This window comes from Nocardioides sp. NPDC051685, from assembly GCF_044453405.1.
Taxonomy (GTDB): Bacteria; Actinomycetota; Actinomycetes; order Propionibacteriales; family Nocardioidaceae; genus Nocardioides.
Genome location: NZ_JBITCR010000004.1, coordinates 184,728 through 198,413, shown reverse-complemented (window position 1 = coordinate 198,413; position 13,686 = coordinate 184,728). Strand labels below are relative to the sequence as shown.

At 69.6% G+C, this 13,686-nt stretch carries 11 protein-coding genes; 5 read left to right on the top strand and 6 right to left on the bottom strand.

Annotated features, from left to right (window positions below; genetic code table 11):
- Positions 1–13 precede the first annotated feature (13 nt).
- On the bottom strand, positions 14–730 hold the full coding sequence (locus ACIA03_RS13735) for a hypothetical protein (RefSeq protein ID WP_396983258.1): 717 nt from the start codon (positions 728–730) through the stop codon (positions 14–16).
- A 266-nt stretch (positions 731–996) separates the two neighbouring features.
- Complete coding sequence (locus ACIA03_RS13730) at positions 997–1,326, bottom strand: AAA family ATPase (RefSeq protein WP_396983256.1); 330 nt, start codon at positions 1,324–1,326, stop codon at positions 997–999.
- Positions 1,327–1,591: 265 nt separating this feature from the next.
- Between ACIA03_RS13730 and ACIA03_RS13725 the strand changes: the two genes are divergently transcribed.
- Both ACIA03_RS13725 and ACIA03_RS13720 read left to right on the top strand, forming a co-directional pair.
- Positions 1,592–3,616, top strand: a complete 2,025-nt coding sequence (locus ACIA03_RS13725) for an NADPH-dependent 2,4-dienoyl-CoA reductase (RefSeq protein ID WP_396983254.1) — start codon at positions 1,592–1,594, stop codon at positions 3,614–3,616.
- Positions 3,617–3,635: 19 nt separating this feature from the next.
- Complete coding sequence (locus ACIA03_RS13720) at positions 3,636–4,055, top strand: HIT family protein (RefSeq protein WP_396983252.1); 420 nt, start codon at positions 3,636–3,638, stop codon at positions 4,053–4,055.
- Positions 4,056–4,057: 2 nt separating this feature from the next.
- Here ACIA03_RS13720 and ACIA03_RS13715 read toward each other — a convergent pair whose 3' ends face one another.
- Positions 4,058–5,308, bottom strand: coding sequence for a glycoside hydrolase family 1 protein (locus ACIA03_RS13715; protein ID WP_396983250.1), 1,251 nt, complete (start codon positions 5,306–5,308; stop codon positions 4,058–4,060).
- Positions 5,309–5,323: 15 nt separating this feature from the next.
- Between ACIA03_RS13715 and ACIA03_RS13710 the strand changes: the two genes are divergently transcribed.
- From ACIA03_RS13710 to ACIA03_RS13700, 3 genes are all read left to right on the top strand, one after another.
- Positions 5,324–6,007, top strand: coding sequence for a pirin family protein (locus tag ACIA03_RS13710; RefSeq protein ID WP_396983248.1), 684 nt, complete (start codon positions 5,324–5,326; stop codon positions 6,005–6,007).
- 76 nt (positions 6,008–6,083) lie between these two features.
- On the top strand, positions 6,084–6,614 hold the full coding sequence (locus ACIA03_RS13705; protein ID WP_396983246.1) for an NfeD family protein: 531 nt from the start codon (positions 6,084–6,086) through the stop codon (positions 6,612–6,614).
- 15 nt (positions 6,615–6,629) lie between these two features.
- Positions 6,630–8,132: a flotillin family protein gene (locus tag ACIA03_RS13700; protein ID WP_396983244.1), complete on the top strand. Its 1,503-nt coding sequence runs from the start codon at positions 6,630–6,632 to the stop codon at positions 8,130–8,132.
- A 262-nt stretch (positions 8,133–8,394) separates the two neighbouring features.
- On the opposite strand, the gene ACIA03_RS13695 is transcribed toward ACIA03_RS13700, so the two are convergent.
- The 3 genes from ACIA03_RS13695 to ACIA03_RS13685 form a co-directional block, all read right to left on the bottom strand.
- Positions 8,395–10,194, bottom strand: coding sequence for a penicillin-binding transpeptidase domain-containing protein (locus tag ACIA03_RS13695; RefSeq protein WP_396983242.1), 1,800 nt, complete (start codon positions 10,192–10,194; stop codon positions 8,395–8,397).
- Positions 10,195–10,401: 207 nt separating this feature from the next.
- The gene (locus tag ACIA03_RS13690; RefSeq protein ID WP_396983240.1) at positions 10,402–11,424 is read right to left on the bottom strand and encodes an SGNH/GDSL hydrolase family protein; all 1,023 of its coding nucleotides are present in this window, start codon (positions 11,422–11,424) and stop codon (positions 10,402–10,404) included.
- Positions 11,425–11,552: 128 nt separating this feature from the next.
- The gene (locus ACIA03_RS13685) at positions 11,553–13,643 is read right to left on the bottom strand and encodes an MMPL family transporter (protein WP_396983238.1); all 2,091 of its coding nucleotides are present in this window, start codon (positions 13,641–13,643) and stop codon (positions 11,553–11,555) included.
- Positions 13,644–13,686: the final 43 nt, after the last annotated feature.

Below are 13,686 nucleotides of genomic sequence, written 5' to 3'. Positions count from 1 at the left end.
CTCGACCTCCGGGCTAGCGCGCCCCGTCTCGTCCGGTCTCCGGACGAGGCGGGGCAGCGGCTTTCCAGGCCCGGAGGATGGCACCGGCGCTGGTCAGGCCGACCTGCGCGACATCGCGGAGGGCCGGCGCCGACCGTAGCCACATCTCGTACTCGATCTGCTCCTTCTGCTTCTCGGCATCGACCCTGAGCCAGTCGACCTCGCGCAACGGCCCGTTGGTCGGCGCGCCCCAGACCGTCACCGTCGGTCCGTGCTCGAGCGGCAGCCAGGTCTCCTTGATCGGCTCGAACCAGGCACCTGGCGGCTCGACCCGGAACGTACGAGGCGGGATGCTGCGGTTCGCCGCCGGCGGTGCATCTCTGTCGTAGGTGTGGCCGGTGACCTCCGCACCGAACACCACCCAGCTGGCGACGGTTGCGACCAGTGGAAACCGGCGGCCGTCCAGACAACCCCAGCGGTCCAGCAACATGCCGAGGAGGAACGGCACATACCAGTTCCGTCGCACCACCTCGGCCTGCTCCTCCCAGGTCTGCGAGAGGTCGAACCTGCGATCGCGACCGAGCCGGACGATGAGCGGGCGCACCGCGTCCAACGTTTCGTCGGCGCAGCGCGGCTGAGCGAGCAGGGCGGCGAGCCTGCGCTCGTCGTAGACGATCGCGCTGCCCACCTTCTGTCCCGGGCCGGCGAGGCCGGCGGTCAGAACCCGGTTCGCCTCGACCTTCCCGATCATGTGCAGCTCGCAGATCCGACGTATCGCCTCACGCGTAGTAACTCGTGTCATTGCCCCCATACGCCGGGACGCTAGGCAGCGAGGCCTCAACGTTCGACCGAAATCAAGATCCTGTGGATAACCCTGTGGATAGTCGGGCAATGACCCCGCGGCCAGAGAGTCAGATCCGTTCCTTTTACTAGACGATGACACCTTGTGATTCGGCCTCGTTCACAAGGTGTCATCGTCTAGTAAAAGGAACGGATATCGAACTCCGCGCCCGACACTCAGGAGCGGACGCGAGCCAGGAAGGCGCGGGTGCGCTCCTCGACCGGGTCGCCGAAGAGCTGCTCCGGCGGCCCCTGCTCGAGCACGCGGCCACCGTCGAGGAAGCAGACCTTGGTGGCGACCTCGCGGGCGAAGGACATCTCGTGGGTGGCGAGGACGAGGGTCGTCCCTGCCTCCGCCTCGGCCCGGACGATCTCGAGCACCTCACCGACGAGCTCCGGGTCGAGGGCGGCGGTGATCTCGTCGAGGAGCAGCAGCTCCCGAGCGTGATCGGCGCCTCGCCTGCGAGGCCGTGTAGTAGCCCTTCGAGAAGTCGACGACGCCCGCACGCTCGGGCGTGATCGAGATCTGGTGAACGCCTGCTTGACCCAGACGACCTCGTCCTTCGCGAACCCGAGCTGCTCGGCGACGGCGTAGGCGACCGCCGACTCGAAGCCCTTGCCGTTGCTGGGGTCGTCGTCGGAGAACCACGGCTCGTACGCCGGGGAGTCGGTGCCGACGGTCAGCTTCCCGTCCTGCTTCAGCGGCAGGTCCGCGGCCTCGCACGAGGCGGGCCACTAGCCGCCTCTTATTACTCATGAGTAGCATGTGCGCATGTCGTACGAATCCCTGCTCTCCCCGCTCACGATCGGGTCGCTCACCCTGCGCAACCGCGTGGTGATGGGGTCGATGCACACCGGCCTCGAGGACCACGCCTGGGACATCCCCAAGCTGGCGGCCTACTTCGCCGAGCGCGCACGGGGCGGGACCGGGCTGATCATCACCGGCGGCTACGCACCGAACAAGCGCGGCTGGCTCAAGCCGTTCGCGAGCGAGATGAGCTCCCGGCTGCACGCCGCCCAGCACCGCCGGGTCACCGGCGCGGTGCACGAGGAGGGCGGCGCGATCGCGATGCAGGTGCTGCACGCGGGCCGCTATGCCTACACGCCGTTCTCGGTCAGCGCCTCGGCCGTGAAGGCGCCGATCAACCCGTTCAAGCCTGCCGCCCTCTCCGACAAGGCCGTCGACGCGACCGTCAACGACTTCGCCAAGAGCGTCTCGCTGGCGAAGAGGGCCGGCTACGACGCGGTCGAGATCATGGGGTCGGAGGGCTACCTGATCAACCAGTTCCTCGCCGAGCGGACCAACCAGCGCGAGGACCGCTGGGGCGGCACCGCGACCAACCGGATGCGGTTCCCGGTCGAGATCGTTCGACGGAGCCGCGAGCTGGTCGGCGACGACTTCCCGATCATCTTCCGGCTCTCGATCCTCGACCTGGTCGAGGACGGCCAGACCTGGGAGGAGACGATCGAGCTCGCCTACGCGCTGCAGGACGCCGGCGTCTCGGTGTTCAACACCGGCATCGGCTGGCACGAGGCGCGGGTGCCCACGATCATCACCCAGGTCCCGCGCGGCGCCTGGCTGGACATGACCGCGCGGCTGAAGGCCGAGGTGTCGGTCCCGGTCTGTGCGTCCAACCGGATCAACACCCCCGAGCTCGCCGAGTCGGCCATCGCCGAGGGCAAGGCCGACCTGGTCTCGATGGCCCGCCCTCTGCTGGCCGACCCCGAGTTCGCCAAGAAGACGGCCGAGGGCCGCACCGACGAGATCAACACCTGCATCGCCTGCAACCAGGCGTGCCTGGACCACGCCTTCGCCAACAAGGCCGCCTCGTGCCTGGTCAACCCGCGCGCCGCGCGCGAGACCACGCTGGTGCTCCGGCCGACCAAGCTGAAGCAGACCGTGGCCGTCGTCGGCGCCGGTCCGGCCGGCCTCGCCGCCGCGACCTCGGCCGCCGAGCGCGGCTTCGCGGTGACCCTCTTCGAGAAGTCCCCGAAGATCGGAGGCCAGTTCCGCCTCGCCATGGCGGTGCCCGGCAAGGAGGACTTCAAGGACACGCTCCGCTACTTCACCCGGCGCCTGGAGGTGCTGGGCGTCGACGTACGCCTCGACACCGAGGCCACCACTGCCGACCTGGAGCCCTTCGACCACGTCATCGTCTCCACCGGCGTCACCCCGCGGCTCCCGCGGATCGCGGGCTCCGAGGACGACCGAGTGGTGACGTACGCCGACGTGCTGGCCGGCCGGGTCGTCCCGGGCCGCCGGGTCGCGGTCGTCGGCGCCGGCGGCATCGGCGTCGACGTGTCCGCCTGGCTGACCCACCAGCCCGAGACGCTCGAGGAGTGGAAGGCCCGCTGGGGCGTCGGCGACCCGGCGACCTTCCGCGGCGGGCTCACCACCCCGGTCCTGGAGGCGCCCGCCCGCCAGGTGACCCTGCTGCAGCGCAAGTCCACCCCGATCGGCATCGGCCTCGGCAAGACCTCCGGCTGGGCCCACCGCGCCCACCTGAAGCAGGACGGCGTCAAGCAGGTCCGGGGGGCGACGTACGACAAGATCGAGGCGGGCGACGACTCGGTGACCCTCCACTACGCCGTCGACGGCGAGCCCCGCACGCTCGAGGTCGACCACATCATCCTCTGCGCGGGCCAGGAGTCGGTGCGCGCGCTCTGGCCCGAGGACGAGTCGGAGGTGAAGGGCGCCAAACAGAACTGGCACCTGATCGGTGGCGCCGACGTCGCGGCCGAGCTCGACGCCAAGCGGGCGATCCAGCAGGGAACCGAGGTCGCCGCCGGCCTGTGACCCCCGATAGCCTCGGCACATGAGCGATCCCGACTGCCTGTTCTGCAACATCGTCGCGGGCAACATCCCGTCGACGAAGGTCTACGAGGACGACGAGACGTACGCCTTCATGGACATCGCCCCCGCAGCCGTTGGGCACACGGTGGTGGTGCCGAAGACGCACACCAAGGACGTCCTGACCGCCGACCCGGCGGTGTACGCCTCGACCGCGAAGGCCGCCCAGGCGGTCGCGAAGCGGGCGGTCGACGTGCTCCAGGCGGACGGGGTCAACCTCCTCAACAACTGCGGGTCGGCGGCATGGCAGACCGTCTTCCACCTGCACTTCCACGTGATCCCGCGCTACACCGACAAGTCCAAGGACTCGCTCACGCTGCCCTGGGTGCCGAAGCCGGGTGACCTCGACGCGATCAAGACGATCGGCGAGAAGCTCGCCTTCTAGGCTCAGCCCGTCGGAGCGCCTTCGGCGTGGGCGGCGACCATGTCGGCGTACCACCCGAAGGACCGCTTCGGCGTCCGCACCCCGGCGGCGTCGACGTGCACCAGGCCGTACTTCCCGCCGACACCGTCCTCCCAGTCCTTGCCCGTGAACGGCGCCTCCCAGCCGTCGCGGTCGAGCAGGGTGTAGGCGTAGAAGCCGCGGACGTCGACACCGCGCTCGATCGCGGCCGAGACCGCCTCCAGGTGTGCCTCGAGGTAGTCGATCCGGGCCTGGTCGTCGACCTCGCCGTCCACCACCGGAGCGTCGTACGCAGCACCGCACTCGGTCACCACGATCGGCGGCATCGCCGCGCGATAACGGGATCGGGTGATGATCAGCCATTCCCGCAGGGCGGTCGGCACCACGCCCCAGCCGGTGTCGGTGGCGGGGTAGCCGACGAGCGGCACCATCCGGAACGGGATGTCGTCACCCTCGGCGGAGGCGCCGATGCGCTGAGGGGCGAAGAAGTTGACCCCGTAGAAGTCCAGGGGCGAGCGGATGGCGGCCATGTCGCCCGGCATCACGACGTCGTCGGCGAGACCGGCGAGGTCGCGGGGGTAACGGCCCATCAGCATCGCCTCGAGCGGCACCGCGTTCCAGGCCAGATCGATGAGCTTGGCCGCACCGACGTCGGCAGGATCCTCCGACAGCGGCCAGATCGGCTCGTGGTGGTTGGCGCAGCCGACCGACCCGACCCCGGCGGCGCGCAGCACCTGCACGCCGCGGCCGTGGGCGAGGAGCAGGTGGTGCATCGCCGCGACGACGCCCCAGCCGGCACGGCGGCCGGGCGCGATCGTGCCGAGGCCGTAGCCGAGGTAGCCGGCCACGTTGGGATCCTGGACCGGCACCCACTCCGGGACCCGGTCCCCGATCAGGTCCGCCACCATCTCGGCGTAGACACCGAACGCGTCGACCGTGGCGCGGTTGAGCCAGCCGCCGTCGGCGGCCAGCGGCTCGGGCAGCTCGCCGGCGTAGAGCGTGGCCGACGGGCGCAGGCCGGCCTCGAGCAGCTCGTCGACCAGCCGGTCATAACGAGCGCGGGCATCGGGATCGAAGACACCGCGACCACCCGGCTGGAGCTCACGCCAGGAGACCGCGAACCGGTATCCCGGCGCACCGAGACGCATGAGCAGCGCGACATCCTGCTCGCCCCCCGGCCGGGTGGCGTCTGCAGTGCCGAACACGAAGCCAGTCGGGAACTTGGGAAACGCCACGGCACAATCATGACTGTGACTGCCCAGATCCGCCGAGGAACCGCCCGATTCACGGAACGTCCCCCCGGCCTCCGGCCAGGAAAAATAACCTGGCACACCTACTCCTTCGGTCCCCACTACGACCCCAGCCGCGTCGGCTTCGGCCCGATCGTGGCCTACGACGAGCACCTGCTGCGCAACGGTGAGGGATTCGAGACCCATCACCATGCCGGCGTCACGATCGTCACCTGGCCGCTGTCCGGCGAGGTGACCCACACCGACTCCACCGGTGCCACCGGCACCGTCGTCCCCGGCCAGGTCGGTGTCTTCACCACCGGCGACGGCGTCAACCACTCCGAGTTCGCCACGGCCGCCGGCACCCGGTTCATCCAGGTATGGGTCGCGGGCAGCACCGGGGAGCCGGCGTACGCCGTCCACGATGTCGCCCCGGTCGAGGGCGAGTGGGTCGAGGCGGTCCGGCTGGACCAGGGGTCGCTGCGGGTCGGCCGCGTCGGCACCTCCGGGCCTGCCGAGATCACTCTTCCCGAGGCTCGGCTGCGCCATCTCCACGTCGCCTCCGGCGCTCTCCTGCGCAGCGGGATGGCCGAACCGCTCACCGCCGGCGACGCCTTCGAGGTCACCGCCGGGGACGATCTTCCGCCGGAGTTCACGGTCAGTGCTGGCGTACCGACGGAGCTTCTTCTCTGGACCTTCGAATAGATTCGAATAGAGCGGACAAGCCTGAGGCCCGACGGATACAGTCCGCACCAGACTGCTGCTCAGTGTGGAGGATTGTGTGACGACGTTCCTGATCATCGGAGCCGTCGGGCTGGGCCTCCTGCTGGTGTCGCTGGTGATCGGCGACCTCCTCGACGGCTTCCTCGGCGGCCTGCTGGACTGGCTGGCGAGCGACTGGTTCTCCACCGCCGCGCTGGCCGGGTTCGTGTCGGCGTTCGGGTTCGGTGGCGCCATCGCCCACGGCCCGCTCGGGCTCACCCTGCTGCCCTCCATCGTGATCGGCTCCGTCGTCGGAGCCCTCTTCGCCTGGTTCGCACTGTGGCTGACCCGCCTGCTGAAGGAGGAGCACACCGACGCCGCGCCCTCGGGCGACGCCGCCGTCGGGCTGGACGCCGCCGTGATCACCACGATCCCGGCCGATGGGTTCGGTGTGGTGCGGGTCGCCCTCGGGGGCCACACGGTGACCTACAACGCCAAGGCCCCCGACCTCGACGAGCCGATCACGCCGGGCACTCCCGTGCACGTGACCGGCGTCCTCTCCCCGACAGCAGTCACCGTCGCGCCGACGTGGCGCGAGATCACCTCCTGACCTGAAGGGGTCCTCATGGAACTGCTGGTGCCGATCGCCGGCCTTGTCGTACTTCTCATCCTGCTCCTGCTGCTGGTCACCAGCCGCTACAAGGTCGCCGGCCCCAACCAGGCCTTCATCGTCACCGGGCGTAAGGGCAAGGCGGTCCTCAACCCCGAGACCGGCCAGCTCACCACCGACCTGTCGGGCCAGAAGGTCGTCCTCGGTGGCGGCGTCTTCGTGGTGCCGTTCGTCCAGAAGCTCGCGACGATGGATCTCTCCTCGCGCCGGATCTCGGTCCAGATCCGCGGTGCGGTCTCCGGGCAGGGCATCAAGCTCAACCTCGACGGTGTCGCGATCGTGAAGGTCGGTGGCAACGCCGACCAGATCCGCCTCGCCGCGCAGCGGTTCCTCTCCCAGCAGGAGGAGATCGAGCCGTTCACCCAGGAGGTGCTCGCCGGTGCGCTGCGCTCGATCGTCGGCGGCCTCACCGTCGAGCAGATCATCCGCGACCGGGCCGCCTTCGCCCAGCGTGTCGCGGATGAGTCGGAGTCGAGCCTCACCGGCCAGGGCCTGATCCTGGACACCTTCCAGATCCAGGACGTCACCGACGACGGCTCCTACCTCGCCAACCTCGGCCGCCCCGAGGCCGCCCGCATCACCCAGGCCGCCTCGATCGCCGAGGCGGAGGCCCGTCGCGCCGCCGAGCAGGCCCGGATCAAGGCCGAGGAGGAGATCGCGATCGCTCAGCGTGCGCTCGCCCTCAAGCAGGCCGAGATCAAGGCCGAGACCGACGCTGCCGCAGCGAACGCCGCCGCCTCCGGCCCGCTGGCCCAGGCCGACCGCGACCAGGCCATCCTCACCGAGCAGGAGAAGGTCGCCGTACGCCAGGCGGCACTGACCGAGCGGCAGCTCGAGACCCAGGTGCGCAAGCCCGCCGACGCCGAGCGCTACCGCGTGGAGCAGGAGGCGGAGGGTCGCCGCAACTCCGAGATCGCGGCTGCCGAGGCCCGCAAGGCGGCCACCATCGCCGCCGCAGAGGCCGACGCCGAGCAGGCCCGACTCAGCGGTGAGGCCGAGAAGGCCCGCCGTGCCGCGCTGGCCGAGGCCGAGGCCATCGAGGGCGCCAAGCGCGGTGACGCGCAGAAGTCGCTGCGTCTGGCCGGCGCCGAGGCGACCCGGGCCGAGGGTGAGGCGAGCGCTGCCGCGACCCTGGCCGTCGGTCAGGCCGAGGCGGAGGCGATGGAGAAGCGCGCCACGGCGTTCGCGTCCTACAACGACGCCGCCGTGCTGCAGATGCTGATCGAGGTCCTGCCCCGGGTCGCCAAGGAGGTCGCCGCGCCGATCAGCGCCATCGACAACCTGACCGTCCTCTCCACCGAGGGCGCCGGCGCCATCCCGAAGCAGGTCAACGACAACGTCGTCCAGACCCTCAACATGCTCAAGACCACCACCGGCGTGGATCTCGGTTCGCTGCTCCGCAAGGCCGTCGACAAGACCGCAGAGAACGGCGCCACGGAGATCCCTGCCGGGCAGTGACCGATCCACACCTTCCCCACACGGACTCACCAATCCTGTGGGAAAAAGGACATTGACGTGACAGCCAGGAACAAGTCTGGTTATGTATCCACGTCGACGTAGGGAGGGAGCACTCCACGCCTCGACCGGGCCTCGCGGCCGCAAGGCCGCCAGGCTCGCCCCTCCGAGCTTCTCTACTGTTCCCCCCGTCGGTAGAGAAGCACCGAGGGAAATCGATTGTGGCCCGGCCTCACGGCCGGGCCACATCTCATTTCGCGGCTGCTCAGCGCTCGTTGACCGTCCGCAGGAACGCCTCGACCAGGGGCCCCGAGGTGGCGGCACCGTTCTCGCCCTCGTCGACGTAGACCGCCACGGCCAGGTCACCCTGCGCGGCGATCATCCAGGTGTGGGTCAGGCGCTTGCCGTTGCGGTCGAACTCCGCTGTGCCGGTCTTGGCGATCACCGGCTTGCCGGGCACGTCGGCCAGGCCGCTGCCGGTGCCGTCGGTGACCACACCCCGGAAGATCGTACGCAGCTGCTCGGCCTCGTCGGCGGCGAGCGGTTCGACGCCCGACGGCTTGGCGACCTGGCCCTCGACGAGGTTCGGGACCACGGTGTGACCGCTCTGGATGGAGCCGATGACGGCGGCCATCACGAGCGGCGAGGCGAGCACCTTGCCCTGCCCGATCGCGTCGGCGGCGTGCTCGGTCTCGCTGCCGGGCTCGGGGATCTGTCCGAAGTAGGAGGTGAAGCCGGCGTCGCGGTCGATCCCGAAGCCCAGCGAGGCGGCGGCCGAGGCGATCTCGGCGTGGCCGACCTCGCCCGCAGCTTCGACCATGGCGGTGTTGCAGGACTCGGCGACGGCGTGGGCGAGCGTGATCTCCCCGAGGGCCGACCTGGGGTACCACGAGTCGTTCGTGAAGGTCTTGCCGTCGACGGTCGCCTTGGCCGGGCACCCGACCTGGCTCGTGGGGTTGAGACCCTTGCGCAGCAGGGCCAGCGTCGTCGCGGTCTTGAAGGTCGAGCCCGGGGCGGCCTGGCCGTAGGTGGCCAGGTTCATCTTGTTGTCCCTGCCGTTGGCGGCGACCAGCACGGCACCGTCGCTGGGCCGGATCGCGACCAGGGCGCTCTCGGGCTTGATGCGCTTCAGGATCTTCTCGGCGCTCTTCTGCAGCCGCGCGTCGAGGGTGACGGTCAGCGACTTCCCGTCGACCGGGTCGGTGCTGTAGAGCCTCTTGAGGATCTCGCCCTCGTCACCGAGCACCGCGACCTGGAGTCCGGGCTTACCGCGCAGCTGCTCGTCGTAGCGCGCCTGCAACCCGGAGAGTCCGGCGAGGTCACCCGGCAGGTAGGTCCCGGGATGCTTCTTCATCATCTCGGCCGTCACCTCACCGACGATGCCGATGACCGGGGACGCGAACTCCTTGGTCGGACCGAGCGGGAGGGTCCGGTTGAGCATCGCGGCGCCCTTGATCTTCGCGATCCTCGCGGCCTTGGTCTTCGTCATCATCGGCTTGCGGATCGAGATCGCCTCGACGAACGCCTTGTCCCCGGCAGCCTTGACGCGCTTGGCGTAGCGCTTCGGGTTGATGCCGACGATCGCAGCGACGTCCCGGGCGGCCGCGGGCGCCGCCACCGGGTCGATCAGGGTCTTGTCGATGCCCACGGTGACGACCGGACGGTCGGCGACCAGGGTCGCTCCTGACGTACTCAGGATCTCGCCGCGCTGCTGCTGGACGGTCTCGACGTGGAGGCTGCGGCCCTCGGCGAGCGCCGGGGCGACGACGGTCGGCTCCCAGACGAACTCCCACTTCTCGTCGGTCTTGCGGAGCTCGACCTCCGACTCGTAGGTCCACCGGCCGCCCGGCAGGCCCCAGGCCCAGGTGAGCGTCGACTTCGCGCTGTCGGTGCCGTGGCCGGTGAAGGTCGGCTTGGTCGCGGACACGTCGGGGGCGCCGAGCTTCCCGAAAAGGTTGCCGGTCAGATCCTGGTAGTCCGCCGCGACGGACGCGGGGTCGGTCTTCGCCACGAAGTCGACCTTCGTGAAGGTGCCGGTCTCCAGGGCTGTGGTCAGGCTCGACATGCTCGGCCCCGGGTCCTTGGCCCCACCACAGGCAGCAAGCAGCGGTAAGGCAACAGCAAGGGCCGCTATGCCCCGGGATACTCGCATGGAACGGTTCTATCAGCCCCGCCCCCAAGATTGGGTTACACCTGTCCAACGCCGAGGTTGTGAAGCCGAGAGTGACCGGTGGGCCACGCTCGGCTTCACAACCGTTCCACAAGCGTCAGATCAGTGCGTCGCCAGCCAGGCGTCCAGATCGACCCCGCGCTGGTCCGCGAGCTTCTGCAGACGCTCACGGGTGGGCGGCTGGAACACCTCCGGCTCGATGTGGCGGTCGAGGGCGGCGTACTTCTGCTGCTTGGCGGCCTGGGCGGGACCGGATGCCTCGGCCGCGGCGAGCACCGCCGGGGTCGCGGTGACCGCGGCTCCGGTGAGCGGCGTGCTCACCAGCGGCGTGTAGCCGTCACGCTGCCCGGCGACGTTGGGGTGGTAGGACTCCTCGATCGGGTCGGAGAGACCGTTGATCCACTCGACGTCGTCACAGACGGCGTGCCCGGTGAACCGGCTGATCGGGTTGACGTAGGTGAAGCCTGCGGCGCTCGCGCGCGACGCCGTGGTGTTGTTGAGGAGCACCGCAGTGTCGTTGAGCATCGTCTCGTCATCCGGGCTGAACCAGGTGAGCGCGTTGCAGTCCTCACCCATGAACAGCTTCGGGTATCCCACGACCACCACCTTCGCGTAGGGCGCCGCGGAACGGATCCTGGAGTAGAGGGTGGTGAGGTTGCCCGGGAGCGTGTTGCGGATGTAGTTCTGCGCGCCCGCGACCGCGCCGGCACAGTCGCTCGCCCAGGCCGGATAGGCACACTCGGTGATCACGTCGGCGAAGCCGGCGTCGTTGCCACCGACCGAGATCGTCACGTACCGGGTCGAGCTCGACAGCGCGCTGATCTGGTTGTTGATGACATCGGCGACCACCGCGCCCGAGCAGGCGCGGAAGTTGAGGCTGTAGCTCTTCGCCGCGGCGACCAGACTCGGGTACGCCAGGGTCGACCGTTTGCACGAGGTGCCGTCGGAGATGTAGCTGCGCGTGCCGACTCCCGAGGAGTAGGAGTCGCCGAGCGCGACGTAGGGCTCCCCAGCCGCAGCGGCTGGGGAGCCTGGGGCGGCGGCGAGGCCGGCCCCGAGAAGGGCGATGGAGGTGAGGGAGACCGCGAGGCGGACTTTGGACAGGCGGAAGGTCGAACCGTTCATGGCAACTCCCGAAAGCCAGGGGCCGCTTGGGGGTGCAGCCCTTCTCTTCGGTTGTACGCGCCCTTACGTTCCCTCGCAGGAAATTTGTTTCATGTCCAAGTAACTGTCCGGAACCCGCTTACCCAGGTTCATTCGGCGTTCTGCAGCCTCGGCAGGATCCGGTCGAGCCACCCCGGCAGCCACCACGCACCGGCACCGAGGAGCCGCATCACGGCGGGCACCACGAGGCACCGCACCACGACCGCGTCCAGCAGCACCGCCACCGCCATCACGAAGCCCATCTCCTGCAGCATTCGGTCCGGGCTGAACCAGAAGGCGCCGAAGACCACGACCATGATCGCGCCGGCCGCGGTGATGACGCCGCCGGTGTGCGCCAGCCCCTCCCGGACCGCCTCCTGGGCGTCACCGCTGCGCAGCCACTCCTCGCGCATCCGCGAGATCAGGAAGACCTCGTAGTCCATCGAGAGCCCGAAGACGATCGCGAAGGTCATCACCGGCAGGAACGCCTCGATCGGACCGGGCTCGACCCCGAGCAGCCCCTCCTGGAAGACGTACGTCATCGCCCCCATCGAGGCGCCGATCGAGATCAGGTTGAGGATCGCCGCCTTGATCGCCACCGCGACGGAGCGGAAGACGCACATCAGCAGCAGCGCGGAGAGCCCGACCACCAGCCCGACGAAGAGCGGCAGCTTCTTCCCGACCGCGTCGGAGTAGTCGATCAGCGCCGCGGTCGACCCACCGACGAGGACGTCATCGCCGAGGTCGTCCCGGAGATCCTCGACCAGCTCGGTCGTCTCGGCGTCCTGCGGGCCGGTCTCCGGGAACGCGATGGAGGTGAACACCGCCCCGTCTGCCGACGGCTGCGGCGGCGTCACGGCGGCCACGCCGTCGTACCCCCGGATCTTCTCGTACGCCGCGGCCGCCTGCTCCTGCGAGCCCTCGGTCATGACGATGAGCGGCCCGTTGGCGCCGGGTCCGAACTTCTCGCTGACCAGGTCGTACGCCTTCCGCGTGGTCGAGGAGGTGTCGTCGTTGCCAGCGTCGGCGAAGCCGAGCTGGAGACCGAGGACCGGGGTGGCGAGGGCGCCCAGAGCGACCAGGGAGACGACCAGCGCGACCCACGGGTGCCGCTGGACGCCGCCGGCCCAGGCACGCCAGCGCTGACCGGGCTCCCGGCGGGAGCGGGCGGCGTGGCGGCGTACGGACTTCTCCAGCCGCTTCCCGAACAGCGTCAGCAGCGACGGGAGCAGGGTGACCGCGGCGATCATCGTCATCAGGACGGTGAGCGCGACGCCGAGGACGACACCCTGGATCGAGGTCAGCTGCAGCACGTAGAGCCCGCAGAGCGCCAGGATCACGCTGACGCCGGCGAAGAGGACCGAACGACCGGCGGTGTCGATCGCGGTCGCGGTGGCGTCCTCGCGGGTGGAGCCGTCGAGCAGCTCGCTGCGGTAGCGCGAGAAGACCAGCAGCGCGTAGTCGATGCCCACACCGAGACCGACGATCATCAGCATCGGCGCGGTGTAGTCGGGGATCGTGGTCAGGTGGGAGAGCAGCGTGACCACGCCGAAGGTCGTGCCGACCGCGAAGATCGCGGTGATCAGCGGCAGGCTCGCCGCCAGGAACGAGCCGAACATGAACAGCATGATCACCAGCGCGGCGAGCATCCCGATCCCCTCGGAGCTGCCGCCCTCCCCCGCGCTCACCTCGCGCATCGAGTCGCCGGCCATCTCGACCTGGAGATCGCCGGCCGACGCATCGTCCGCGAGCTCGAGGAACGGCTCATAGGTGCTGGTCGGGAGCTCACCGGCCTTGGCATCCATCACGATCGTGACCAGCGCCGTCGTACCGTCCTCGCTCACCGGCCCGCGCTGCGGATCGGCCGCCTCGACGCTTTCCACATGGGGAACCTCGGCGAGATCCGCGAGCAGTTCGTCCACCGCCTGCTGGTCGGTGTTCCACCGGCGCTCGTCGTGGATGACCGCACGCACCTCGTCGCCGGCCGACCCGCCGTGCTTCGCCTGCAGGTCGGCCATTTCCTGCGACTGGGTGCCCGGGATGTCGAAGGAGTTGCGGTAGTCGTCGCCGATGCCCTGCGCGGCCGCCGTCACGCCGACGAGCACCACCACCCACAACAGCAGCGCGGTCCAGTGGTGGCGCTGGGAGAAGGACGCCAGCCGCCGTAGCGGACTGGGTCTCGTGGTCGTCTGAATGGTCATCGCGTCTCCTCGATTCGATAAAGCCTGTCTACCTGTAGACAGG